Genomic DNA, 24,271 nt, shown 5'->3' on the forward strand with positions numbered 1-24,271 from the left:
ATGAGCCCGAAATGCTAGCAGACCCAACCCCCTCCCCGCTGGCCCAGCACTGGCGGCAACGCGACCTGCAGGTGCTGTGGCACCCGTGCACGCAGATGCGTGAGCACCCGCACACCCTGCCGCTGGTGCCGATCGCCCGTGGTGAAGGTGCATGGCTGATCGACCACGACGGCAACCGCTATCTGGACGCCGTCAGCAGCTGGTGGACCAATCTGTTCGGCCATGCCGAGCCGCGCATCGGCGGCGCCATCGCGGCGCAGGCCGGGCAGCTGGAACAGGTGATGCTGGCGGGCTTCGGCCACGAGCCGGCGATCACCCTGGCCGAGCGCCTGCTTGCGCTGGCGCCACGCCAGCCCGGCCGCGAGCCGTTGGCCAAGGTGTTCTACGCCGACAACGGCTCGGCCGGCGTGGAAGTCGCGCTGAAGATGGCATTCCAGTATTTCCAGAACCGCGGCGAGCCACGGCGCACGCGTTTCATCGCGCTGGAGAACGGCTACCACGGCGAGACCCTTGGCGCGCTGGCGATGGCGGACATCCCGTTGTACCGCCGCGTCTACGCACCGCTGCTGGCCGAAGGCCTGTTCGCGCCCTCGCCCGATGCCTACCTGGCCGAGCCGGGCCAGAGTGCGGCTGATCGTGCGCGCCAGGCCGCCGATGGCCTGGCCACCCTGTTCGACCAGCATCCCGGCGAAATCTGCGCGGTGATCCTGGAGCCGCGCCTGCAGTGCGCCGGCGGCATGCGCATGCATGACCCGGTCTACCTGCAGCGTGTGCGCGAGCTGTGTGATGCGCACGGCGCATTCATGATCGCCGACGAGATCGCCACCGGCTTCGGCCGCACCGGCACCCTGTTCGCCTGCGAGCAGGCCGGCGTGATGCCAGACCTGATGTGCCTGTCCAAGGGACTGACCGGCGGCTTCCTGCCGCTGGCCGCGGTGCTGGCCACGCAGACGCTGTACGACGCCTTCCTTGATGACTCGCGCGAGCGCGCCTTCCTGCATTCGCACAGCTACACCGGCAACCCGCTGGCCTGTGCGGCTGCGCTGGCGACGCTGGACATCTTCCGCGACGACGATGTGATCGCCCGCAACCGTGGCATCGCCTCGGTGATGGGCACGCTGGCTGCGCCATTCAGCGACCATCCGCACGTGGCCGACGTCCGCCAGGCCGGCATGGTGGTGGCCTTCGAGCTGTCGCATGATGGCAACAAGCGCACCCCGTTCGACCCGGCGCTGCGACTGGGACTGCACGCCTACAAGGCCGCGCTGAAGCGTGGCGTGGTGCTGCGTCCGTTGGGCGACGTGCTGTACTGGATGCCACCCTACTGCGTGGATGACGAACAACTGGAGCTGCTGGCACATACCACGCTGGCGGCGATTGACGAGGCGATTGCATGCGCGTGACCCGCTGCCCCATCGACCTGGCGCTGCACAGCGGCCAGACCGTGACCCTGCCGGAAGAGACGGCCAACCATCTGGTGCGGGTGATGCGCCTGCGCGAGGGTGATACCTGCGTGCTGTTCAACGGCGATGGCCACGACTACAGCGCCACGCTGACCGCGGCCGGCAAGCGCGAGGTGCAGGTGCGCATCGATGCGGTGCAGGCGGTGGACAACGAATCGCCGCTGGCGATCACTCTGCTGCAGGGCATTGCCCGAGGCGAGAAGATGGACCTGATCCTGCAGAAGGCCACCGAGTTGGGCGTGAGCGCCATCGTTCCGGTGAATGCCGAGCGCACTGAGGTGAAGCTGGATGCCGCGCGCGCGGAGAAGCGCGTGGCGCACTGGAACAACGTGGTGACCTCGGCCTGCGGCCAGTCCGGGCGCGCGCGTATTCCGCAGGTGGGCTCGCCGTTGTCACTGGCGCAGGCTGCGGCAACGCTGCCGGCCGATACGCTGCGGCTGACGCTGGACCCGCTGGGTGCCCATCGCCTGTCGACGCTGGACGCGGCGCCGGCGGGCGGCATCGTGATCGCGATCGGCCCGGAAGGCGGGTGGTCGCCGCGCGACCGCGATCAACTGGCGGCGGCCGGCTTCCAGGGGCTGCAGCTGGGCCCGCGCATCCTGCGCACGGAGACGGCCGGCCTGGCCGCGATCGCGGCATTGCAGGCGCGGTTGGGCGATCTTGGGTAAGGCTGGTTCGTGGTAGTGCCGGCCGCTGGCCGGCATCCACGGGATCATGAGGTTGCCGGCCAGCGGCCGGCACTACCGGTCTGGTGGATCAGGCCGCCAGTGAATCCAGCGCGGCTTCCAGCGCGTCCAGGTTTGGCAGCAATGCGCTCTGCTCACCCAGCAACACGCGCATGTGCACAATCTGCGGCAGGGTTTCCTCGGAAGCATCGGCCAGCAGGCCATCGCGCGGCACCGAGATCAACTGCGGGAAATTCTGCGTCAGCAGCGCGTAGTACGGGCGCTGCGCGTTGCCGCTCAGGGCCTTCAGCACCACCACCTTGTTGTGGCCACCCACCGCTTCCTCGCCCAGCCCGGAAAGCCGCGCGAACGACACCAGCGGCACCTGCCAGCCGTGCCAGCCGATCTCGCCGACCAGCCAGCGCGGTGCATCGGAGACCGGCTGTACCGGCACCCGCGACATCATTTCGGCCACGGTGGCATTGGGCAGCAGCACGCGCTCGTTGCCGGCCTGGATCAGGACGCCGCGGATTTCGTCATTGCTGGCATAGCTCATGGTGCGTCTCCGTTGTCGTCCTGCTCGCCCCAGCGCGCGGCAATCGCCTGCGCCAGGTCCTGCGGTTCGCCGGCCACCATGCCGGCAGCCACCACGGCGGTCGCCGCGGCGGGGTCGTAGCAGCCCTCGCCCACCTGGCCGGCTACCCAGGCACCGGCTGCGGCAAGGTCCAGCGCCGGCCCGACATGGGCCAGGTCGGCGCCGCTGAGCAGCACCAGCGCAGTGTGCTCCGCCGGCAGCGCGGCCAGCGAGATACCCTGTGCATCGCTGAGGAAATGCAGGCCGTCGGCGGTCACGCTTACGCCGATGTCATCGGCCAGCACGTGCACTTCACCGGGAACGGCCCGCTGGCCGGCTTCGGCCAGCTGCACCGGCAACGGCGACACGCGTGCCATCTGCTTGACCAGGTTGCCGTAGCGGCCGCCATCCAGGCGCATGTGCACCAGCACCGGTACGCTCAGCGACGACGGCAACGCACCGAGCAGGCGGCGCAGCGCATCCGGGCCACCAATGCCGGCCAGCACCAGCAGCGAACCGGCACGTGCGCCCGCAGGCGCCGCAGCGTCCAGGTCCACCAGGCTGAGGTGATTGGTATCGAAGGATGGCAGCGGCGCTTCCACCGCGGCGCTGTGGCCGGTGGCCGCGGGTACGTCTGCCACGTCCTCGACCAGCGACCACGCGGTGTGGTCGAAGGAAACCGGCGGCGTAACCGGTGCGGCCGGCGTGGCGACCGGCTGCATCGGCGCTGCCTCCAGCGGCGCCGGCACGACCGGCTGCAGCGCGGCCAGTGCCTGCTCCAGTGCGATCGGTTCGTGCAGGTGCGCCGGTGGCGCATACAGGCTGTCCGCCGGCACTTCGTCCGCCCAGCTCAATGCCTGGTCCAGATGCGGCTGAAGCGCTTCTTCCCGTGGTGCCGGCGGCGGTGCCGGGTGACCCGGTTCCAGCTGCAGGGCGGGTTCGTCTTCCGCACCCGGCGGCAGCACCTGCTGGTGACCGTGCAGCTTGGCGGCCAGGTGGCGGCCCCAGCGCTGTGCCTCCCAACCATCACGGCGCGCCGCGAGTTCGGCCTCGTCGAAGACCAGGGTCAGGCCCGGTGCGGACAGCACCGCTTCAAGCCGTTCCAGAGCATCCTCGATGGCCGCCTCCAGCGCGATCACCACGAACTGTGGACGCGCGTCCTGCAGGAGCTGCGGCTCCAGGCCGTTCGGGTCGTCTTCCAGCACCAGCTGCACATCGGCGTGCGACAACGCCTCGCGCAGGCGCTCGCGCGCCGCGCCAGGGCGGGCCAGCAGGGCGACGGCCGGAGCCGCCTGGGCTTCACTCACGGACACGGGCGATCCCCAGCAGGTCGTACACGTTACGCATCAGGTCCAGCTCCTGGTACGGCTTGCCCAGGTAGCGCTGCACGCCGATTTCGAAGGCGCGCTGGCGGTGCTTGTCGCCGCTGCGCGAGGTGATCATCACGATCGGCACGTCCTTGTAGCGCGGGTCGGCGCGCATCGCAGTGGCGAGCTCGTAGCCATCCATGCGCGGCATCTCGATGTCCAGCAGCATCAGGTCGGGCACGCGTTCTTCCAGGCGCTCCAGTGCTTCCACGCCGTCGCGGGCGACACTGACCTCGAAGTTGTGGCGTTCGAGAATGCGCCCGGTGACCTTGCGCATGGTCAGCGAGTCGTCCACCACCATCACCAGCGGCACCTGGCGCTCCTGGCGCGGGGCGTTGGCCAGCACCGGCAGCGTCGGGTTGGCGAGGAAGCGGCGCACCAGCGGCGCCACGTCCAGGATCACCACCACGCGGCCATCGCCGGTGATGGTGGCGCCGTAGATGCCCGGCACCGAAGCGATCTGCAGGCCGACCGGCTTGACCACGATTTCGCGGTTGCCCAGCACCTGGTCGATCGCCACGGCGGCACGCAGGTCACCGGCACGGACCAGCAGCAGCGGCACCTGGTCCTGGCCGTCGGCACGCGCCGGAGCCTGCCCGACCAGGCTGCCGAGGTCGTACAGCGGATAGTCCTCGCCGCTGTAGCGATAGCTGCTGTCGGCCGCTTCGAAACGCTCGCGCGACAGGCGGCCGATGCCACTGACCGAGGCGACCGGCACCGCAAAGGTGGTTTCGCCGATCTGCACGAACACCGCCTGGGTGACGGCCAGCGTCTGCGGCAGGCGCAGGGTGAAGCGCACGCCCTGGCCACGCACCGACTGGATGTCCACCGAACCACCCAGCTGGCGCACTTCGTTGCGCACCACGTCCATGCCCACGCCGCGTCCTGCCAGCTGGCTGACCTGATCGGCGGTGGTGAAACCGGAGGCGAAGATCAGGTTGTCCAGTTCCTGCTCGTTCGGCTGCGCATCGGCGGCCAGCAGTCCACGGTCGATGGCGCGGCGTCGGATCGCTTCGCGGTCCAGGCCGGCGCCGTCGTCGGCCACTTCCAGCACGATTTCCGAACCTTCGCGGTGCAGGCGGATGGCGATCTCGCCCTCCTCCGGCTTGCCGGCGGCGCGGCGCTGTTCCGGCGCTTCCAGGCCATGGGCCACGGAGTTGCGCAGCATGTGTTCCAGCGGCGCGACCATGCGGTCGAGGACGTTGCGGTCCAGTTCGCCGTGAGTGCCTTCCAGGGTCAGGTGGACCTGCTTGCCGGTATCCATGCCGGACTGGCGGACCACGCGGCGCAGGCGCGGCACCAGGCCGTCGAACGGCACCATGCGCGCGCGCATCAGGCCATCCTGCAGCTCGGAGCTGACGCGCGACTGCTGCTGCAGCAGCGAATCGTACTGGCGCGACAGATCGTCCAGCACGCCCTGCAGGCCGCCAAGGTCGGCGGCGGACTCGTTCAGCGCACGGCTGAGCTGCTGCAGGGTGGAGAAGCGGTCCAGTTCCAGCGGATCGAACTTCTGGTCGGCCTGGTCCTGTTCGCGCTGGTAGCGGGCGACGATCTGCGCCTCGGTTTCCAGATCGAGGCGGCGCAGCTGGTCGCGGAGACGCGCATTGGTGCGCTCCAGTTCGCCCATGGCGCCACGGAAGGCGCCGAGCTGCTGCTCCAGGCGCGAACGGTAGATCGCCACTTCACCGGCGTGGTTGACCAGTCGGTCGAGCAGGTCGGCGCGCACGCGCACCTGTTCCTGCTGCGGACGGGCGGACGGGTCTTCGTCGGCCACGCCTTCGGCCGGCAGCGGTGCCGACAGCGGGGCATCGGCCGGCGTCGTCAGCGGGCCCGCAGCCTGTGCCGGCACAGCCTCGGCCTCGCTGGCCGCACGCGCGGCCGCAGCGGTCGCCGCGATATCGGTGGTGGTGCGGACCTCGAAGGCCTCCACCAGATCCTGTGCAGGCTCCACCACGCGGTGGGCACCGGTCCGCGTGAGCAGCTGGTGCAGGCGGTCGAAGCCACGCTCCAGCAGCTGCACGTCGCGGCGTTCGATCTCGGTGCGGCCTGCCGCCACGGCTTCCAGCAGGGATTCGATGCTGTGGCCAAGGTCGCCGATGGCATTGATGCCGGCCATGCGTGCGCCACCCTTCAGGGTGTGCAGGTCACGCTGCAGGCCGGCCAGTACCTCCCGATCCTGCGGCGCATCGCGCAGTTCGCTGATCAGGCCATCGCAGTGGTCAAGCAGATCCTTGCCTTCCTCGACGAAGATGTCGACCAGCTCGCGGTCGTACACACTGAAGTCGAGCGCATCGGCGCCATCCGCGGAGTCTTCCGGAGTGGAAGCTTCATCGTGGAGCGGGGCACGCTCCACAGCATCGGCCCCGGCAGGTTCGGCATCGGCATCGGCCGTGCCCTGCCCCGGTGCATCTTCCAGTTCGAAGAACCGCACCGGCTCGGCGGAGGCCTGCAGTGCTTCGGCAGCGCTCACCTCGTTCACCGTCGCCGGGGACGGCTGATCGGCGCTCTCTCCTTCGCCGACCGCCGCCTCCCCGCCGACGTCCGCATCCTCGGCAAAGGCTTCCGCCTCGCCCGGCGCGAGTTCGCTGGCCTGGAGGCCGAGCACGGGCCATTGCCCGTCGTCGTCCAGGGTCTGCTCTTCGTCGATCACGTGCAGGCCGGCCTCGAGCGCGGCTGCCAGCGTGACCGGTTCTGCAAAACCCGGCGCAGCCATTTCATCCTGCAGGCTCGACAGCTCGCTGTCGAGTGGCAGTGCAGCAGCGTCGTCGTCGAGGCTGGCGTCGGCATCACCCAGCGCAGCAGACATCGACGTATTCAGGTCGATTGCGTCAACCTCCGCGGACACCGGCATCTCATCGGCGTCGCGGTCATCCACCGGCAGCGCGCGGGCATCGAGGTAGGGCGACAGGTCGTCCGCGGCGGTCAGATCGGCCTCCGCGACCGGCGTCGCTGTGGCGTCCACGTCGGTCGTCGCACCAACCGGCTCGCTGTCGACGGGCTGGATCGATTCAATCGATCCGATGTCCTCGGCGATGGCTTCGCCTTCACCCGGTACCGATGGCCATCCGGCATCGAAGTATCGCGACAGATCATCGCTGCCGGTCAATTCGCCGACATCGAGGCCTGTGTCGATCGCGCCCGCGGTCCCGGCGGCCTGCACATCGGCGGCAAGCGGTTCCAGCTCGGGCCCGGCAGGTTCGATCCCGGGCGCAGCAGCTTCGAACGCAGGACCAGTCTCCCCGGCCTCCAGCGCCAGATCCTCGTCGTCGGCCTCCAGCCCGACCATCGGCCAGCGCGCTTCCGGCAGTTCACCGGCCAGCGCCTGCAGGCGCTGCACCAGCGCTTCCTGCGGAGTGATGCGCGGCTGTTCGGCCTGCAGCGCTTCCATGGTCGCGGTGATCGCCTGCGCGGTCGCGTCCAGCGCAGCCACGCCCTCGTCGCCCGGCACCACGTCCGCGGCCAGCGCGCGCTTGATGTAGGACTCGGCACCGCCGGTAACGGCAGTGATTTCCGGCACTTCGGTCATCGCGAAGGCGCCGTTCATGGTGTGCACCGCGCGCAGCAGCGCATCGCTGACCGGCTGCGGTGCCTGCTGCGCCGAGCGCAGCCAGTCCTGCAGGGTCGCCTGGTGGACTTCCACTTCGGCTTCCAGGATCTCGCGCAGCACGCTGTCGATGTTGGCCGGCGTGCCCAGTGCTTCGGGCGCCGGGTCCGCATCGGCTTCAGCCTGCACCGACGCCATTGCTTCGGCTTCGAGGATGCGGCTGATCTCGTCCTCGCCATCGGCTTCGACCACCGGTGCGGCGGGAGCCGCCGCGACCGGCAGCGGTACGTAATAGGTTTCCTCACCCGCGCCGACGCGATCGGCAATGGCCTGCATCGCCTGCAGGTCCACGCTGATCCGCTGGCCATGGCGCAGTGCGGCGTTCAGCTGCGGCAGCGCGGCATGCGCGTTGTCGACCATGGCCAGCACGGCTGGCGTCGCCGGGCGGCTGCCGTCGAGCACGCGGTTGAGCATGCCCTCGATCTTCCACGCGAACTCACCCAGGGTGCGTGCACCGACCAGTCGGCCACTGCCCTTGAGCGTGTGGAAGATGCGGCGGATAGGACGCAGACGGTCCATGTTGTCCGGCTGCATGCGCCAAGCCGGCAGCAACGTACCGAGGTTGGCCAGTTCGTCGTCGAACTCTTCCAGGAACACCTCGCGGATGTCCTCGTCGATGTTCTCGGCATCGTCGTCGAAACCCGCCTCGAAGCCTGCTTCTGCACCTTCCGCGTCGCCCACGGCGACCGGCGCTTCCGCGTCGGCCGGCGTCGGGGTCGCCTGCGGATTGAAGTCCGCGGCGGCAGCGCTCAGCTCGGCAAAGAACTGCGCGTCGGCTTCGCTGAAATCAATCGGCGCGATGGTGTCGATGTCGATCACCGACACCGCCGCTGCCGGCGCATCGGCAAGCGGCGCGGGCGCTTCCACCGGCACATCCACAGGGGTGATGTCCGGTTCTGCAGCAACAGCGTTCTCTTCCACCACGGCAGGGGCGGTGGCATCGACGCTCTCCAGCGACGGATGCAGCCCGGCAGCGTCCTCCAGCGACACTGTCTCCATCGCATGCAGCGACAGCACGTCGTCGGCATTGTCCAGCGCATCTGCATCGAAACGGAACACGACGTCGTCGCTTGCAGAAACCGCGTCATGCTCGGCGGCCACCGGGTCGAACACCGGTGCGGCGTGCGTGTCGGTCGCGATGGACAGCGTTGCGTCGGTGGCGTCCTCGACGTCCAGGCCAGCCGTCGCACCGGACTGCACCGGCAGCGTCGCCTCCGACAGCGTCCACTGCGTGGCGGCCCCCTGCCCTGCATCGACCTGTTCGAAACTGACGGGATCGAAGCTGGCAAATGTCGGACTGCGCTCATCGTCCGCTGGAGCGAGCGGATCGGCCTCCGGATGGAACGGTGCCAGATCCCATTGCGGGACCTCGGGCGCCGGTGCACTGGAAGCGGCAAAGACCAGCGGTGCATCCGCCTCGTCATGCAGCGACAGCGGCGCGGAGGCGACGGATCCCAGCCCACCGAACATCAGGCTGTTGTCCACCGCCGCCGGCGAAGGCGTGGCCGGTGGTGGATCGAAGGTGAAGTCCGGCAGCGGTACTGTTACCTCACCGGGCGCCGGCGCGGCCGACTGTACCGGAATCTCGATGTGCTCCGGCTGCAGTGCCGTGGCCGGCAGCGAAACCGGCTCGCGCTCGATGGGCTGCGGCGCAAACGGTGCCGGCTCGGCCGCATCGCGCTCCGGCAGCGGCCAGTAGCGCAGCGCCTCAAGGCTGCTGCGGGTAATGTCGAGGATGTCCTCGCGGCCCGGACGACGGTCGCGCAGGGCTTCCAGGTAGTACTCCAGGCTGGCCATGGCATCGGCCAGGGTGTCCAGCTGGCGGCCGCTCGGCACGCGCTGGCGACCAATCAGCTCGGCCTCGATGTACTGCTGTACACCGCGCAGGTAGTCGGCAGCGGTACCCAGGTCGAGCATGCGCAGCGCACCGGAGACATCGCCCAGCAGGCGCGGCACGTCCTGCAGCTCGGCATGGTGCCAGCCGGTTTCGATGAACGCGACGAAATGCTCGCGGGCGGCGGCGAAGTTGGCGATGGCCTCATGGGCCAGCACCTCTACCGTGCGCCGGTTCTCCACTGCGCTCGGATCGTCCTCGCCACTGCCGCCGGCGCCCAGATGAGCGACCTGGTCATCCAGCGAGGCATCCACGTAGAGCAACGCACCGGCGATATCAAGCAGCAGGTTTTCGTCGATCTGCTGGCGGCCTTCGACCACGCCACGCAGTGCATCACGCTGCTGCACGACCACGCCGCGGGCCACGCCCAGGCCCATCATGCCCAGCGTATCGGCCACCGCGCCCAGTTCATTGGCCTGGGTCTGCAGCTGTTCCGGCGCACCACCGGTACGCAGGTGCAGGTCCAGTGCGTCCTTGATGCGCAGCAGCTCTTCCTTCACCGCGCTGCCAACGGTGTCGAGCAGTTCGCGGTTGCGCCCGCTCAGGCTGCCACGCGCATGGTCCAGCTCGGCTTCGGTGGCGGTGACGCTGTCCGGCGCGAACGCCAGCAGCACGCTGTCATGCACGCCGTCCTCGCCACGTGCGGCGCGGATCTCGTTGAGCAACGGCATCAACACGATCGGAATGTCGCGATGACCGTTCTGCAGGCGCTCCAGGTAGTCGGGCAGCAGCACGCTGCCGCGCATCAGGGTTGCGCAGGCTTCATCTCGGTCGGCCACGCCACCGGCACCGATGGCATGGGCCAGTTGTTCCAGCTCCTCGGCCACCATGGCCGGGGCGTACAGCTCGACCATGCGCAGGGTGCCCTGCACCTGGTGCAGGTAGCCGGCGCAGATGCGCATGCGGCTGGCATCGCTCGGGTCTTCCGCGTAGTACTCGACCTCGTTGCGCACCTGGCGCAGGGTCTCGTCCAGCTCGGGCTTGACCCAGCCCAGCGCTGCGTGGCTCATCGCATCGCGCAGACTGCTCATGGACGCGCTCCGTTCGCCGCCGCGCGGAGGCCGCGCAAGTTCTGGCGTGGGGAATGGAAATGCTTCATCGACTGGTTCCTTGCTCGCCGCCCTGCCCGCGTCACGCCGGCAGCTTGAAGTCGGCGACCGAACGACGCAGGTCCGCCGCCAGCTGCGCGAGGTGGCCGATCGATTCGGCGGTCTGCCCGGCACCCTGCGAGGTCTGGCCGGTGATCTGCCGGATCACGCCCATGGTGCGGGTGATGTCCGAGGCCGCGGCCGACTGCTGCTGGGCGGCGATGGAGATGTTCTTGATGAGGGTGTTCAGTGCATTGGACACGCGCTCGATTTCGGTCAGCGCGGTGCCGGCGTCCTCGGCCAGGCGTGCACCGGACACCACTTCGGCGGTGGTCTGTTCCATCGAGGTGACCGCTTCGTTGGTATCGGCCTGAATGGCCTGCACCAGGTTTTCGATGCGTCGGGTCGCGCCCGAGGTGCGTTCTGCCAGGCGCTGCACTTCGTCGGCCACGACCGCGAAACCGCGGCCGGCTTCACCGGCCGAAGCAGCCTGCACTGCCGCGTTCAACGCCAGGATGTTGGTCTGCTCGGAAATGTCGTTGATCAGTTCCACGATCGAGCCGATTTCCTGCGACGACTCGCCCAGGCGCTTGATGCGCTTGGAGGTTTCCTGGATCTGGTCGCGGATCTGGTCCATGCCCTGGATGGTCTCGCGCACCACGCCTGCACCCTCGGCGGCGATCACCACCGAGCGCTGTGCCACGTCGGCCGATTCGGCCGAGTTGCGCGACACCTGCTCGATGCTCGCCGCGATTTCGCCGATGCGGTCCGACGCCGAGGTGATCTGGTTGGCCTGGTGGCCCGCCGCCTCTGCCAGCTGCATGGCGGTGGCCTGGGTTTCCTGGGTGGACAGCGCGACCTTGGCCGAGGTGTCGTTGATGGTGGTCACCAGGTGGCGCAGCTCGTCGACCGCGTAATTGATTGCGTCCGCGATCGCGCCCGTCATGTCCTCGGTCACCGAGGCCTTCACCGTCAGGTCACCCTCACCGAGCGAGGAAATTTCGTCCAGCAGCCGCATGATCGCCTGCTGGTTGCGGCTGTTGAATTCCACCTGGGTCTGGTAACGCAGTTCCTGCTCGCGCGAGCGGCTGCGCACGTTGGTGGAGACGAAACCGATGATCGCGATCAGCGACAGCGCACCGGACACCACGCCGATCCAGAAGTTCGGGAACAGGCGGGTATCGGACACCGAACCGAACGAGGAGAACGCCTCGAACAGCTTGCGGCTGTCGTCCAGCATGTGCGCCGAACCCTGGCCCAGCGCGGTGGCCGCCGACTGCGCGGCGAACAGCTGGCGCGAGCTGGCCAGGATCGCGTCGGCGTCCTGCTTCATCGCTTCCCACTTCTGCTGCGACTGCTCCAGCGCGGCGACGGCGGCGGCACCGCGCACGGCGGTGATGCCCAGTTCTTCGTTGCCGTTGCGCAGGCCATCGAGCACCTGCGAGAACACGGTGATGTCACGTGCCAGCGCGTCGCCGGAGGTCGCCGCGGCGCTGCCACCGGCACGCATTTCGGTCACGCGGCGAGCCATCGAACCGGCCACCACCACCTGCTGCAGTGCGCTGTACACCTGCGACGACGGCGCACCCGAGGCCGACATCGCACGCACCAGCTCGTTCAGCTGGGCCTGCAGGCCCGGCACCGCGCCGGTGAAGTTGTTGGCGTTGCCGGCCAGGGCCAGCACCGCCGGCTCGCTGGCCACCAGCTGCCCGGCCTGCTTGCCCAGCGGCGCCCAGGTTTCACCCAGCGTGGTGATCGCGCCGGATACGCCCGGCTCCTTGCCATAGCGTCCCTGCAGGGTCGACACGTTCTGTTCGATCGCATTGCGGGTCGCCTTGAAGGCGGTGAACGCCTGCGCGTTGCCGCCGACGGCATCACGGCCCTGGTTGGCCAGCTGCTGCGACAGCACCTGCAGGTCGGCGGCCTTGGAGCCGGCGTCGGCCAGGCGGCTGCCCTGCCAGGTGGCGACGCCGGTGTTGACGCCGAACAGGATCATCGATGCCAGCAGCAGGAACAGCCAGAGGTTGCTGCCGCCCAGCCGCAGCTTGCCGGATTTGGTGGCGTCCGAAGCAGTACTCATCGTTCAACCTCGATCTTCAATGCAGGGGGCGGTGCCCGGCCTCAGGCCGCGGCTTGCCGGAATTCAGGGGTGCGCGACAGCAGCGAGAGCGAGAACACGCCCCAGTCATGGCCGTCGGCGTGGAAGGCGCGATCGACGAAATGGCCGTAGCGCCCTTCGGCCAGCGTGCCGGCCGCGATCTGCTGGTCCAGTTCAAAGCTGCGCTGGCCGAACAGTTCATCGATGGTCAGCGCGACGTCGCCACCGGCCTGGCGCATGATCAGCACGCGCTGGCCTTCCTGCTGCACGGTACGCGTGCCTTCGAGGAAGTACTTCAGGTCGACCACCGGGAACAGGTTGCCGCGCAGGTTGCCCACGCCCAGCAGCCACGGCTGAGCGCACGGCACCGGGGTGACCGGCGGCATCGGCACGATCTCCACCACTTCGCGGAAATCGGACACCAGCCGGCGCTGGCCGACGCGGTACCCCACGCCACGCCAGAGGTCCTGCGCGAACTGCCGCTCGGGCAGCTGCACCGCGTGGGCCAGGCTGCGCCGTTCATAGGCTTCGAGAATGTCGAAGGGCGAGCGCATCAGGCCACCAGCTCGTTGATCCGCGCGATCAGTTCATCCTCGCGCGGCGGCTTGACGATGTAATCGGCCGCGCCCTGGCGCAGGCCCCAGGCCTTGTCGGTTTCCATCGCCTTGGTGCTGACGATGATCACCGGGATGTGCTTGATCGCTGCGTCACGGGCCATCGCCCGGGTCGCCTGGAAGCCGCTCATGCCGGGCAGGACCACATCCATCAGCACCAGCTGCGGCACCTGGTCGCGCACCAGCTTCAGTCCATCCTCGGCGTTGTCCGCTTCCAGCACCTCGTGGCCGGCACGGCGCAGCCACTGGGTGAACACCGCGCGGTCGGTCGGTGAATCCTCGATCAGAACGATACGAGCCATTGTGCCTTTCCCCCCTGGTCAGGCGTTGACGTATGTGCGGATGGCACCCAGCAGTTCTTCACGCGTGAAAGGCTTCGTCAGGTATTGCTCCGAGCCGACGATGCGTCCCCGCGCCTTGTCGAACAGGCCATCCTTGGACGAGAGCATGATGACCGGGGTCGCCTTGAACAGCTGGTTGCCCTTGATCAGCGCACAGGTCTGGTACCCGTCCAGGCGCGGCATCATGATGTCGACGAAGATGATCTGCGGTTGCTGGTCTGCGATCTTCGCAAGCGCTTCGAAGCCGTCGGTGGCGGTGACCACCTCGCAGCCTTCGCGCTTGAGCAGCGTTTCCGCAGTCCTGCGGATGGTCTTCGAATCATCGATGACCATCACCCGGAGTCCTGCGAGTTCCCCGCCCGCAGTCGTGTTTTCAGTCATTGCCTATCCCCAAGCGCACGGCCCGATCTCTGGCGGGGGCCGCTACGAAAGCGTATCTATATCGCACTTTCCGCGCCCGCTTCAAGGCCGCCCCACGGCGTGGGGCATGGCAGCCTCCTGAACGTGACGGGTTTCGCAATGACTGCGCGAGCGCCGGGCGGACGCAGCGTTGCAGTACGGCGGGGAGGCGCGCGACCGGCGTTGCCGCTACCATCAACGCCTTGCCTGACAGGTGCGCCCATGCCGTTGAACGTCATCGTGGTGATGGACCCCATCGCCCACATCAAGATCGCCAAGGACACCACCTTCGCCATGCTGCTGGAAGCCCAGCGCCGCGGCCATGCCCTGCACTACGTGCGTCCGGGTGGCCTGGCCCTGGAGGGCGGCGTGGCGGTGGCCCAGACCGCGCCATTGCAGGTGCGCGACGACCCGGCCGGCTGGTATGAGCTGGGCGCATTCAGCCGCACCGAATTCGGCCCCGGCCAGATCGTGCTGATGCGCAAGGACCCGCCGGTCGACGCCGAGTACATCTATGACACCCAGGTGCTGGACGTGGCCGCAGCTGCCGGCGCCTGCGTGGTCAACAACCCGCAGGGCCTGCGCGACTACAACGAGAAGCTGGCCGCCCTGCTGTTCCCGCAATGCTGCCCGCCGACCCTGGTCAGCCGCGATGCCAAGGCGTTGAAGGCCTTCGCACTGGAGCATGGCCAGGCCGTGCTGAAGCCGCTGGATGGCATGGGCGGCCGCTCGATCTTCCGCAGCGGCCAGGGCGATCCGAACCTGAACGTGATTCTGGAAACGCTGACCGACGGTGGCCGCAGGATGGCGCTGGCGCAGAAATTCATCCCGGACATCACCGCCGGCGACAAGCGCATCCTGCTGGTCGATGGCGAGCCCGTCGACTACTGCCTGGCGCGCATCCCGCAGGGTGATGAATTCCGCGGCAACCTGGCCGCCGGTGGCCGCGGCGAAGGCCGGCCGCTGAGCGAACGCGACCGCTGGATCGCCGCCCAGGTCGGCCCGGAGATGAAGCGCCGTGGGATGCGCTTCGTCGGCCTGGACGTGATCGGCGATTACCTGACCGAGGTCAACGTGACCAGCCCGACCTGCGTGCGCGAACTGGACGCCCAGTACGGCCTGAACATTGCCGGCACCCTGTTCGACGCACTCGAGGCCGGCCTGCGCTGATGCCTGCCGCACCTGCCGTACTGCCCCCGCCGCCGCGCGAAGCGCAACGGCTGGGGGCGACCATCGCGCTGTCGGTGCTGGTCCACGCCCTGCTGATCCTGGGCGTGGGCTTCGCCGTGAAGGGCGATGCGCCACTGGTGCCGACGCTGGAAGTGATCTTCAGCCAGACCCGCACCGCGCTGACCCCGAAACAGGCCGACTTCCTGGCTGCAGCCAACCAGGAAGGTGGTGGCGAGCACGACCGCGCGCAGCGTCCGCGCGACAACCAGGCCGGCATCGTGCCGCAGGCCCAGTCCGGAATCAGCCCGGTTCCACAGCAGCAGCAATCGGCCGCGCCGGTTCCGCCGCCACAGGCGCGGGTGGTCAGCAGCCGCAATGGCGAAGAGGTGGTGGCGCAGGCACAGTCCCGCCCCACGCCGGATCAGCCCGAACCGGATGCGCCCTTGAGCGCACGCGAGCAGCGCGACGTGGAGATGGCGCGGCTGGCTGCCGAAGTGCACCTGCGCTCGGCGCAGTACGCCAAGCGCCCGAACCGCAAGTTCGTGTCGGCCAGCACGCGCGAATATGCCTATGCCAATTACCTGCGCGCCTGGGTCGACCGTGCGGAGAAGGTAGGCAACCTGAACTACCCGGATGAGGCCAGGCAGCGCCGTCTCGGCGGCCAGGTGGTGATCAGCGTGGGCGTGCGCCGCGATGGCAGCGTGGAGAGCAGCCGGATCCTGCGTTCGAGCGGGACGCCGTTGCTGGATGAAGCGGCGCTGCGGGTGGTGAAGCTGGCGCAGCCGTTCCCGCCGTTGCCTAAGACCGAGGACGAGATCGATATCCTGCAGGTCACCCGCACGTGGGTATTCCTGCCGGGCGGCACCCTGCACGACGACCGGTAGGGGTTTGTTGCCCGGGCCTGCGGCCCGGGACCCGCTGCGAAGCCAGAGCAACGGCAACAGCCAAAGCAGCGGCAGGAATTCCGGGCTTGGCGGGGCGGTGTGGGCTGGCAGGACACGCCGTGAACCCATCCATGGGGGCTCGATGGCGCCATCCATGGCGCCAACGGTCCTGCCAGCCCACACCACCCCACCTCTGACAGATCGCGGCGCACCATTGCTTTGGTAGGTGTCGACCTTGGTCGACACACATCCACGCCACGCGTGGACGCGAGCGAAGCGATCCGCTTTTGACTTTGATTTTCTTTTTTTGATTTTCCGTGGCGGACGCACACGGAAACTGTCAGAGGCCGAGCGGGTGGGCTGCGCAGGGGCGTGAGCCGCATGGATGCGGCGACCGAGCTTACAGGGAAGTACTTGCAGCGCCCCCTGCGCAGCCCACCCGCCCGGCCAAGCGCGGCTTTTGATTTACGCGATCAACCAACCCCGCCACGAGGGGCTCAGCCGTTGGCCTTCGCCTTCGCCTCGCGCGCAGCCTGCTGCTCGACCAGGGTCAGTGCCACGTTGTCACGCAGGTACGCCGGCTCGACCTTCTCCGGCGCAATCGCCTCGCCACGCGCGAACGCCGGCACCGCCAGTGCCAGCACATCCGATGCCCGCGGCAGTGCTGTCGCATCGAATCCGCGAAGGCCACTGCCCAACTGCGCCACCAGCGCGCCATCGGCCGCGCCGAAGCCGGTGCCGACGCCATAGGCCGACAGCCCGTCCGGCAGCGCCACTGCTGCCGGTGCACATACACGCTCGCCATCGCGCGCGAGCGGCAGGCCGTCAACACGCTCGAAGCGCGCAACGTACAACTCTCCCATCCGTGCATCGATCGCCGACAGGATCTGCGTTTCTTCGGCCGGCGCCCGCAGCGCCAGCACCTGCAGCGTCGAGACCGGCAGCAATGGCCGATCCAGTGCCAGCGCAATGCCTTGGGCAATGGCAATCGCCAGGCGCACGCCGGTGAACGCACCCGGGCCGCGGCTGAGCGCGATACCGTCCAGCTGGCGGCGGCTGATGCCGGCTTCGGCCAGCAACGCCTCCGCCCACGGCAGGCTCAGTTCGGCATGCCGGCGCGGGGCGATCTCGAAACGTTCCAGTACCTGCCCATCGACATGCAGGGCAACGGAACAGGCTTCGGTGGCGGTTTCAAAGGCGAGCAGTTTCATCGGATCGGGTCAGAACAGGGGGAACGTGGCACCGGGCGCCGGCTCGGGACCGGTCGCAACGGCGGCCGGGGCAGCCGCATCATCGGCCACGGGCGCCCATTGTGGCGTAAAGAAGGCCTGCACATCGGCCAGACTGCGGGTACGGCGGAATGGCGGCAGTGAATCGAGGAAGACCCGGCCATAGCCCCGGTTGAGCAGGCGCGGGTCGCACAATACCAACACACCACGGTCGCTCTCACTGCGGATCAGGCGACCGACGCCCTGTTTCAGCGCGATCACCGCCTGCGGCAGCTGCTCATCGCGGAACGGATTGCCGCCCTGGCTGCGGATCGCCTCCAGCCGTGCCTCGTACACCGGATCGTCCGGCGCCGCGAACGGCAGCTTGTCGATCATCACCACGCTCAGCGCCTCACCGACCACGTCCACGCCTTCACGGAAACTGGCCGAGCCCAGCAGCACGCCATTGCCCGATTCGCGGAAGCGCTGCAGCAGGGTCGCGCGCGGCGCCTCGCCCTGCACGAACAGCGGCCACGGCCCGTCGCGCAGCGCCTCGGCTGCCTCGCGCAGCGCACGGTGCGAGGCGAACAGCAGGAACGCCCTGCCCTGCGAAGCCTGCAGCACCGGCCGCAGGGTCTGGATCAGCGCGGTTCCGAAACCACGTGCGGCCGGATCGGGCAGGCCTTCGGGCAGGTAGCACAACGCCTGCTCGGGCCAATTGAAGGGGCTTGGCTGGACCAGCGTGTGCGGATCGTCCAGGCCCAGGCGCGTGGCGATGTGATCGAATCCGCCGCCGACGGTCAGCGTCGCCGAGGTGAAGATCCATGCGGCGCGACTGCGTTCGCGATGCTCGCGCAACGGGCCGGACACATCCATCGGCGTGCGCTGGCAGCGGAAACCACGCGGCGTTAGCTCGTACCAGAGCACGTCGGCGGCGCTGGCGGTCTCCGCCGGATCGGTATCGAAATCGAGGCTGGGTTCGTCATCGCCCAGCCAGCGGCCGAGCCGCGAAACCGCTTCGCGCGCCCGCGCATGGCAGGCATCGAGGCCGGCAGCCGCTTCGCGCAGCGGCTGCAGCGCCTGTTCCAGCGTCACCAGGCCAGCCATCACCGTGTCGAAGCCATCACGCACCTGCGGCATCGCCAGTGCACGCCATTGCGTGCCACGCGCTGGCAGCCCTTCCATCGCCGAGCGCAGCGCCAACAGCGCCTGCTGCAACTGGTCGACCGGTTCCTGCAGCGCCGACTGCGCGCCTCCCACGCCACGCGCTTCGGCCAGGCAGTCGCGGCCCAGTTCCTGCCACGGGCGCATGCCGAAACCTTCGCCGAAGAACTGCGCGGCCAACTCGGGCAGCTGATGCGCTTCGTCGATGACGAAGGCCTGTGCCCCCGGCAACAACTCGCCAAAGCCATCCTGCTTCAATGCCAGGTCGGCCAGCAGCAGGTGATGGTTGACCACCACCACGTCGGCGGCCTGAGCGCGTTGCCTCGCACGCACCACGAAGCAGTCGTCCCAGAACGGGCAATCGGTGCCCAGGCAGTTGTCAACGGTGGATGTGACCATCGGCAGCAGCGGCGAATCATCAGCCAGGCCGTCCAGTTCGGCGATGTCACCGAACTCCGAACGACCGGACCAGGCCAGGATGCGCTGGAACTGCGCGGCCTGTTCGGGGCTGGAAAAACGCGGTTCGCCGCGCGCCTGTTGCAGGCGATAGCGGCAGAGGTAGTTCGCACGCCCCTTCAGCAGCGCGCTGCGCAGGCCGACACCGAGCGCCTGCCGCACACGCGGCAGGTCACGGTGGTAGAGCTGGTCCTGCAGCGCACGGGTGCCGGTGGAGATGATGGTGCGCAGCCCGGACAGCAGCACCGGCACCAGATAGGCGAAGGTCTTGCCGGTACCGGTACCGGCCTCGGCCAGCAACAGATCGCGCTGCTGCATCGCGTCGGCGATGGCTTCGGTCAGGCGCAGTTGGGCCGGGCGCGGGACGAAGGCGTCCAGATGCGAGGCGAGCGCGCCGCCGTCGCTGAGGGCTTCGCGGCTGGCATGGACAAGGTCGGACATCAGAGGGAAAGGATACCCGGCCGGGCGCTGCCCGGCACCCGTTTCAAGCCAGGGCACCAGCAAAAGCAACGGCAACAGCTTGGTTCATGGCTCTGGGTTTCTACATGCTGGGCGGGTCGGGAGGGGCAGGCAGGACACGCCGTAAACCCATCCCTGGGGGCTCGATGGCGCCATCCATGGCGCCAACGGTCCTGCCTGCCCCTCCCGACCCGCCTTCGACAGTTTCCCGGTGACGGACGGACGTGCTCCGTAGCGTCGAGCCTGCTCGACTGGCAATTCAGAAGCTGTGGCAGGAACGGGAAAAGAAGATGGATTACTGCGAGAGCGCGCAGCGAGCGACCCGCTTTTGATTTTCTTTTTCTTTTCCGTGGCTGGCCGCACACGGAAATTGTCAGAGGTCGGGCGGGGTGGGTTCGCGGGGGTGTCTGATCTGGCCCCCTGAAAACGGACGCCATGAAGCCGTTTCAGGCGGCAGCCCGGCGCTGCCGGGCGTAGTTGTTAGGCGAGCGGTAGCCCAGCGCCGAGTGTAGCCGGGCTGGATTGTAGAAGCCGTGGATGTAAGCAGCGATGGACTGGCTGGCTTGTTCCCTACTGGCGTAAGGCTCGGCAGCCTCTTCTGTCTTGAGCGTCGCAAAGAAGCTCTCGGCCACCGCGTTGTCCCAGCAATTGCCAGGCCGGCTCATGCTTTGGACCACGTCATGGGACTGCAGCAGCTGGCGAAACTGGTTCCCCCAGTACTGCCCACCACGATCTGAATGGAAGATCAGGCCGGGTCGTTGTGGATGCAGAGCCCAAGCATTGGCAAATGCTTTCGCCACCAGCTCTTCAGTCAGGCGCTTGGAAACGCTGTAGCCCAGCACCTGCCGGGTCTGGACGCTGATGACCACGGCCAGATGCAGCCATCCCTGGCGGGTGGGGACATACGTGATATCCCCAACCCACGCCGTCGGTCCGGTTCCGGGGGCAAATTGCCGATCCAGCAGGTTGGGGGCGAGCTGAGATGAGCCGCCGGAGGACTTGGGTCGGAATCGGCCTTTGGTCTTGCCCTGGATTCGCTCCTCGGCCATTAACCGTGCCACGCGCTTGTGGCCGACTGGGTGATTCCTGGCTCGTAAGGCCCTGACCAGCCGACGTCGCCCATAACTGCGCTTGCTGGTCACATGAATGGCCCGAAGCTCGGTACGGAGGGCCGAATCGACATCGCACGTTTGGGCACACTGCCGGCGCAGGTAATCATGGAATCCAGAGACAGAAACCCTAAGAACCCGACACAACAACCTGGTCGGGTAGTGAGTCCTTTGACTGGCGACGAAGGCGTACCTCACTTGGACTCTCTGGCAAAGAACGCCGCCGCTTTTTTTAGGATTTCCCGCTCCATCTTCAGATTGGCGTTCTCGGCCCGAAGGCGGCTGATCTCGCTTTCCAGGTCGGTGGCCGGCCTGCGAGCCTCAGAGGTCAACGACCGGCCAGCACGGACCGCGTCAAGCCAATTTGCCAGCGTCTTGACCGACATCTCCAGCTGACGGGCTGCTGCGGCAGGCCCGAGCGACTCGGCCAACTCCACGGCTTGGTGCTTGAACTCATCGGTGTAGCTACGACGGGTGATACGGGACATAAGGGACCTCCAGGTGCGATCAAAGTATCGCTTCTTGGCGTCCGCTGACGGGGGGCCAGATCAGTCCGCGGCATGGATGCCGCGGCCAAGCCCCCATGGATGGGTTCACGGCGTCCCCCGCGAACCCACCCCGCCCGGCCAAGCGCGGCTTTTGCTTCACGCGGCCAAACAGCCAGCCACGAGGGGCTGCGCCGTTGGCAGGAAACCTAGTACCGCTTGATCCCCGGCACGGTGCAGCCTTCAATCTGCGCATGCGCCGACACCGCATTCTCCTTCTCGCCCCGCGCCAGGCGCGACTGCTCGATCGTCGCCCAGTGCCGGCGGCACAGCGGCCCCGTCTTCGAGCCCAGGTCGACCGCCTTGCGTGCAAACGTCTCCGCCTGCGCCCACTGCCCCTGCAGCAGCGCCAGCTCGGCACGCTCCTGCAGCACCGCCGGATCACCAGCCACAATCTCCAGTGCATGGTCCAGGCTGCTGGCGGCACCGGCCAGATCGTTGGCCTGGCGTTGCGCCTGCGCGGTCACCCGCAGGTCTTCCACCTGCGAATCACGCAGCGGCTGCACCGACAGCTCCTTGTCGTCCGGGCCAGCGGCGGCGTCCACTGCCGCCAGGCGCTGCGCCGGCGTCGTGGTATCGACCGGCTTGACCACCGGCGGCGCACTGGTCACGCAGGCGGCCAGGGCCAGGCTGAGGCCGGTCAAGGCCAGGGGCTGCAGCAGGGATCGCATGTTCATCGGCATCATCGGCTCGGAGGAGGAGTGGCAGCGGCAGGCGCCGCGGCAGGTTCGGCAGGGGTGTCAGGCTTGCGGTCCAGGCCGAACCAGCTGCGCCAGCCACCACCCTCGCCTTCAGCCTCGCCCTGCCCGTCCGGTGACACCGCCGGTGCGCAGGGCGCATAGGCCGGCGCATAGCCGACCACGAACGGGAAGCGACGCGCTCCCGGGCAGCCCTCGTCGGTGGTGTTGAGGCCGGTGGCGGCCACCGACTGCCAATCCAGGCCCTTGTTGCTGACCCGCAGCGGCGCACTGGGAAGGCGCTGGAAGATGCCCGACCAGACCCGCATCGCACCGGTGGCGCCATACAGTCCGGCCTGCTCGTTCTGGTCGTTGCCGATCCAGATCACCGCCAGGTGATCGCCGGTGTAACCGGCATACCAGCTGTCGCGACCATCGTTGGTGGTACCGGTCTTGCCGGCGGGCTGCAGGCGGCTGAGGCCATCGGCGTTGAGGCGCTGCGCGGTACCGCTGGCAACCACCTGCTGCAGGCCCACGCTGATCAGGTTGGCGGCAATCGAGTCGCCCTCCTGCGCCGGTGCCGGGGTCTTGTCGTAACGCTTGAGCAGCTTGCCCTGTGGATCGAGCACGCCACGCACCGCGTGCAGCGGCTGGATCTCGCCGCCGGACGCCAGGAACTGGTACAGCTGCGCCATCGCGTAGGGGCTCTGGTCGGTCGAGCCGAGGATCACTGCAGGGTTGGCCTCAGCCTTGATGCCCGCCAGCACATGGATCAGCTGGGTCACGCGCTCGGGACCGACCTGCATGCCCACGCGCACCGTGGCCTGGTTGTAGGAATGGGCCAACGCATCGATCAGGCGCACCGTACCGTGGCTGCGGTTGTCCGCGTTGCCGGGGTTCCAGTTGCGGCCGCGGCCGAGCTGCACGGTCACCGGTGAATCATCGACCCAGCTGGCCAGCGAGTAACGATCCGGCTGCGCCAGCGCCAGCAGGTAGACGAACGGCTTCAGCAGCGAGCCGACGGGGCGCTGTGCCTCGATCGCGCGGTTGAAGCCCACCTCGGACACTTCACGGCTGCCGATCACCGCCAGCACGTCACCGTTGTGCACGTCGGTCAGCACCATGCCGGCCTGCAGTTCGGGACGGCGCTTGCTTTCCAGCGACTTGATGGTGCGGGTCACCGCGCCTTCGGCATAGGCCTGCGCAGACGGCGACATGCCGGTCATCACGCTCAGGCCGGCGCCCTGCAGCGCCGATTCCGGATAGTCATGACCGAGCTGGCGGCGAACCAGGTCCACATAGGCCGGGAAGCGGTTGGCCGCCACCAGGCCCGGCGTCTTGGGCACGCCCAGCGGTGCCTTCAGCGCGCGCTGGTACTCGGCATCGTCGATCAGCGTCGCCTCGTGCAGCTTGCCCAGCACGAAATTGCGGCGATCCAGCGCGCGTTCCGGATTGCGCCGCGGGTCGTAGAAGGACGGCCCCTTCACCAGGCCGATCAGCAGCGCGATCTGCTCGGTTTCCAGCGACTGCAGGTCACGGCCGAACCAGAACTCGGCGCCGGAAGACATGCCGTGGATGGCCTGGCTGCCACGCTGGCCCAGGTACACCTGGTTGAGATAGGCCTCGAAGATGGTGCGCTTGTCGTAGCGCGCTTCCATGATCAGCGCGTACAGCACTTCGTTGAATTTGCGGGTGACGGTCTGTTCCTTGCCAATACCCAGCAGGCCGCTGCGGGCCAGCTGCTGGGTCAGCGTGGAAGCACCCTGGCGGCTCTGGCCACCGGAGCGGATCGTCACCCATACCGCGCGCGCAATGCCGGACAGATCGATGCCGTGGTGGCGGTTGAAGTCCTTGTCCTCCACCGCCTGCAGACCGGTCACCAGCAGGTCCGGCGCCTCGTCCATGCGGATCAGGCGGCGTTCTTCCTGCTTCTGCCCGTACAGGGTGGCAATACGTGCCGGGTCCAGGCGCGCAGCCTTCAGCGCCTTGCGGTTGTCGGCGTCACGCAGCGAGGCGACCGCACCGTCGGCCAGCGACAGTTCCAGCCGGCGCGGTGCGACGCGGCCATCCACATCGTTGTAGCCACGGCTGGAAATGACGAAGCGCCCGCCGTTCACCGCATAGGTGGCCGGCTCCTTGCCCTGCCCGTCATCGCGGTAGGCGGATGCGGCGAGCTCGGTCTTCAGGGTCGCCGCGTCCATCGCCTTGCCAGGCGTGAGCACCAGCGGGCGTGCATACACGCGGGTCGGAATCTGCCAACGAAGTTCGCCGAAGCGCTGGGTCACCTGTTGGTTCAGGTACAGCGTATAAGGGATCAGGAAGCCCAATCCCAACGCGACCGCAGCCATGCTCCAGGTGATCAGGCGACGCCGCCACAGCGGGCTGTCGTCCTGCTGGTCGTCGTCGAAATCGTCGATGTCGTCGGAATCGTAGCGTCGGGGCACGGGGATGCAGGCAGGTAGGGTCTGGCGAGTCTAACGCAGGCGCCGCGG

At 68.1% G+C, this 24,271-nt stretch carries 17 protein-coding genes; 4 read left to right on the forward strand and 13 right to left on the reverse strand.

Annotated features, from left to right (window positions below; genetic code table 11):
- The first annotated feature begins 11 nt into the window (after positions 1-11).
- On the forward strand, positions 12-1,403 hold the full coding sequence (bioA, locus tag ACZK29_RS16850) for an adenosylmethionine--8-amino-7-oxononanoate transaminase (protein WP_459048394.1): 1,392 nt from the start codon (positions 12-14) through the stop codon (positions 1,401-1,403).
- The gene (locus ACZK29_RS16855; RefSeq protein WP_111113208.1) at positions 1,394-2,131 is read left to right on the forward strand and encodes a 16S rRNA (uracil(1498)-N(3))-methyltransferase; all 738 of its coding nucleotides are present in this window, start codon (positions 1,394-1,396) and stop codon (positions 2,129-2,131) included. The genes bioA and ACZK29_RS16855 overlap by 10 nt, the downstream gene beginning before the upstream one ends.
- A gap of 88 nt (positions 2,132-2,219) precedes the next feature.
- On the opposite strand, the gene ACZK29_RS16860 is transcribed toward ACZK29_RS16855, so the two are convergent.
- The 7 genes from ACZK29_RS16860 to pilG all read right to left on the reverse strand — a co-directional run bounded on the left by ACZK29_RS16860 (position 2,220) and on the right by pilG (position 14,089).
- A complete protein-coding gene (locus tag ACZK29_RS16860) occupies positions 2,220-2,684 on the reverse strand; it encodes a chemotaxis protein CheW (RefSeq protein WP_005410712.1) in 465 nt (154 codons plus the stop codon).
- The gene (locus tag ACZK29_RS16865; protein ID WP_111203649.1) at positions 2,681-4,015 is read right to left on the reverse strand and encodes a chemotaxis protein CheB; all 1,335 of its coding nucleotides are present in this window, start codon (positions 4,013-4,015) and stop codon (positions 2,681-2,683) included. The genes ACZK29_RS16860 and ACZK29_RS16865 overlap by 4 nt, the downstream gene beginning before the upstream one ends.
- Positions 4,002-10,598, reverse strand: coding sequence for an Hpt domain-containing protein (locus ACZK29_RS16870; RefSeq protein ID WP_111203648.1), 6,597 nt, complete (start codon positions 10,596-10,598; stop codon positions 4,002-4,004). Before ACZK29_RS16870 ends, ACZK29_RS16865 begins: the two co-directional genes overlap by 14 nt.
- Before the next feature lie 100 nt (positions 10,599-10,698).
- A complete protein-coding gene (locus ACZK29_RS16875; protein WP_111203647.1) occupies positions 10,699-12,735 on the reverse strand; it encodes a methyl-accepting chemotaxis protein in 2,037 nt (678 codons plus the stop codon).
- Between the two features lie 41 nt (positions 12,736-12,776).
- The gene (locus ACZK29_RS16880; RefSeq protein ID WP_005410716.1) at positions 12,777-13,307 is read right to left on the reverse strand and encodes a chemotaxis protein CheW; all 531 of its coding nucleotides are present in this window, start codon (positions 13,305-13,307) and stop codon (positions 12,777-12,779) included.
- Positions 13,307-13,669: a response regulator gene (locus ACZK29_RS16885; RefSeq protein ID WP_478446271.1), complete on the reverse strand. Its 363-nt coding sequence runs from the start codon at positions 13,667-13,669 to the stop codon at positions 13,307-13,309. Before ACZK29_RS16885 ends, ACZK29_RS16880 begins: the two co-directional genes overlap by 1 nt.
- Positions 13,670-13,687: 18 nt before the next feature.
- A complete protein-coding gene (gene pilG / locus ACZK29_RS16890; protein ID WP_005418455.1) occupies positions 13,688-14,089 on the reverse strand; it encodes a twitching motility response regulator PilG in 402 nt (133 codons plus the stop codon).
- A 240-nt stretch (positions 14,090-14,329) separates the two neighbouring features.
- Between pilG and gshB the strand changes: the two genes are divergently transcribed.
- Together gshB and ACZK29_RS16900 are read left to right on the forward strand one after the other, a co-directional pair.
- Positions 14,330-15,277, forward strand: a complete 948-nt coding sequence (gene gshB, locus ACZK29_RS16895) for a glutathione synthase (RefSeq protein WP_111113212.1) — start codon at positions 14,330-14,332, stop codon at positions 15,275-15,277.
- Positions 15,277-16,161 carry an energy transducer TonB gene (locus ACZK29_RS16900; RefSeq protein ID WP_111203644.1) on the forward strand — a complete coding sequence of 295 codons (885 nt, stop codon included), beginning with the start codon at positions 15,277-15,279 and terminating at the stop codon, positions 16,159-16,161. The genes gshB and ACZK29_RS16900 overlap by 1 nt, the downstream gene beginning before the upstream one ends.
- Positions 16,162-16,658: 497 nt before the next feature.
- Here ACZK29_RS16900 and tsaB read toward each other — a convergent pair whose 3' ends face one another.
- The 6 genes from tsaB to mrcB form a co-directional block, all read right to left on the reverse strand.
- The gene (gene tsaB, locus ACZK29_RS16905) at positions 16,659-17,372 is read right to left on the reverse strand and encodes a tRNA (adenosine(37)-N6)-threonylcarbamoyltransferase complex dimerization subunit type 1 TsaB (protein ID WP_019336376.1); all 714 of its coding nucleotides are present in this window, start codon (positions 17,370-17,372) and stop codon (positions 16,659-16,661) included.
- 9 nt (positions 17,373-17,381) lie between these two features.
- Positions 17,382-19,430 carry an ATP-dependent DNA helicase gene (locus ACZK29_RS16910; protein ID WP_478446272.1) on the reverse strand — a complete coding sequence of 683 codons (2,049 nt, stop codon included), beginning with the start codon at positions 19,428-19,430 and terminating at the stop codon, positions 17,382-17,384.
- Between the two features lie 464 nt (positions 19,431-19,894).
- Positions 19,895-20,755, reverse strand: a complete 861-nt coding sequence (locus tag ACZK29_RS16915) for an IS3 family transposase (protein WP_111202687.1) — start codon at positions 20,753-20,755, stop codon at positions 19,895-19,897.
- Positions 20,752-21,045 (reverse strand): transposase, encoded by a 294-nt coding sequence (locus ACZK29_RS16920; protein WP_006388655.1) that lies wholly within the window; start codon positions 21,043-21,045, stop codon positions 20,752-20,754. Before ACZK29_RS16920 ends, ACZK29_RS16915 begins: the two co-directional genes overlap by 4 nt.
- Before the next feature lie 206 nt (positions 21,046-21,251).
- Positions 21,252-21,788, reverse strand: a complete 537-nt coding sequence (locus ACZK29_RS16925; RefSeq protein WP_111205253.1) for a hypothetical protein — start codon at positions 21,786-21,788, stop codon at positions 21,252-21,254.
- Positions 21,785-24,223: a penicillin-binding protein 1B gene (gene mrcB / locus ACZK29_RS16930; protein WP_111205254.1), complete on the reverse strand. Its 2,439-nt coding sequence runs from the start codon at positions 24,221-24,223 to the stop codon at positions 21,785-21,787. Before mrcB ends, ACZK29_RS16925 begins: the two co-directional genes overlap by 4 nt.
- Positions 24,224-24,271 lie beyond the last annotated feature (48 nt).

The organism is Stenotrophomonas sp. 89682_Sma, from assembly GCF_056481405.1.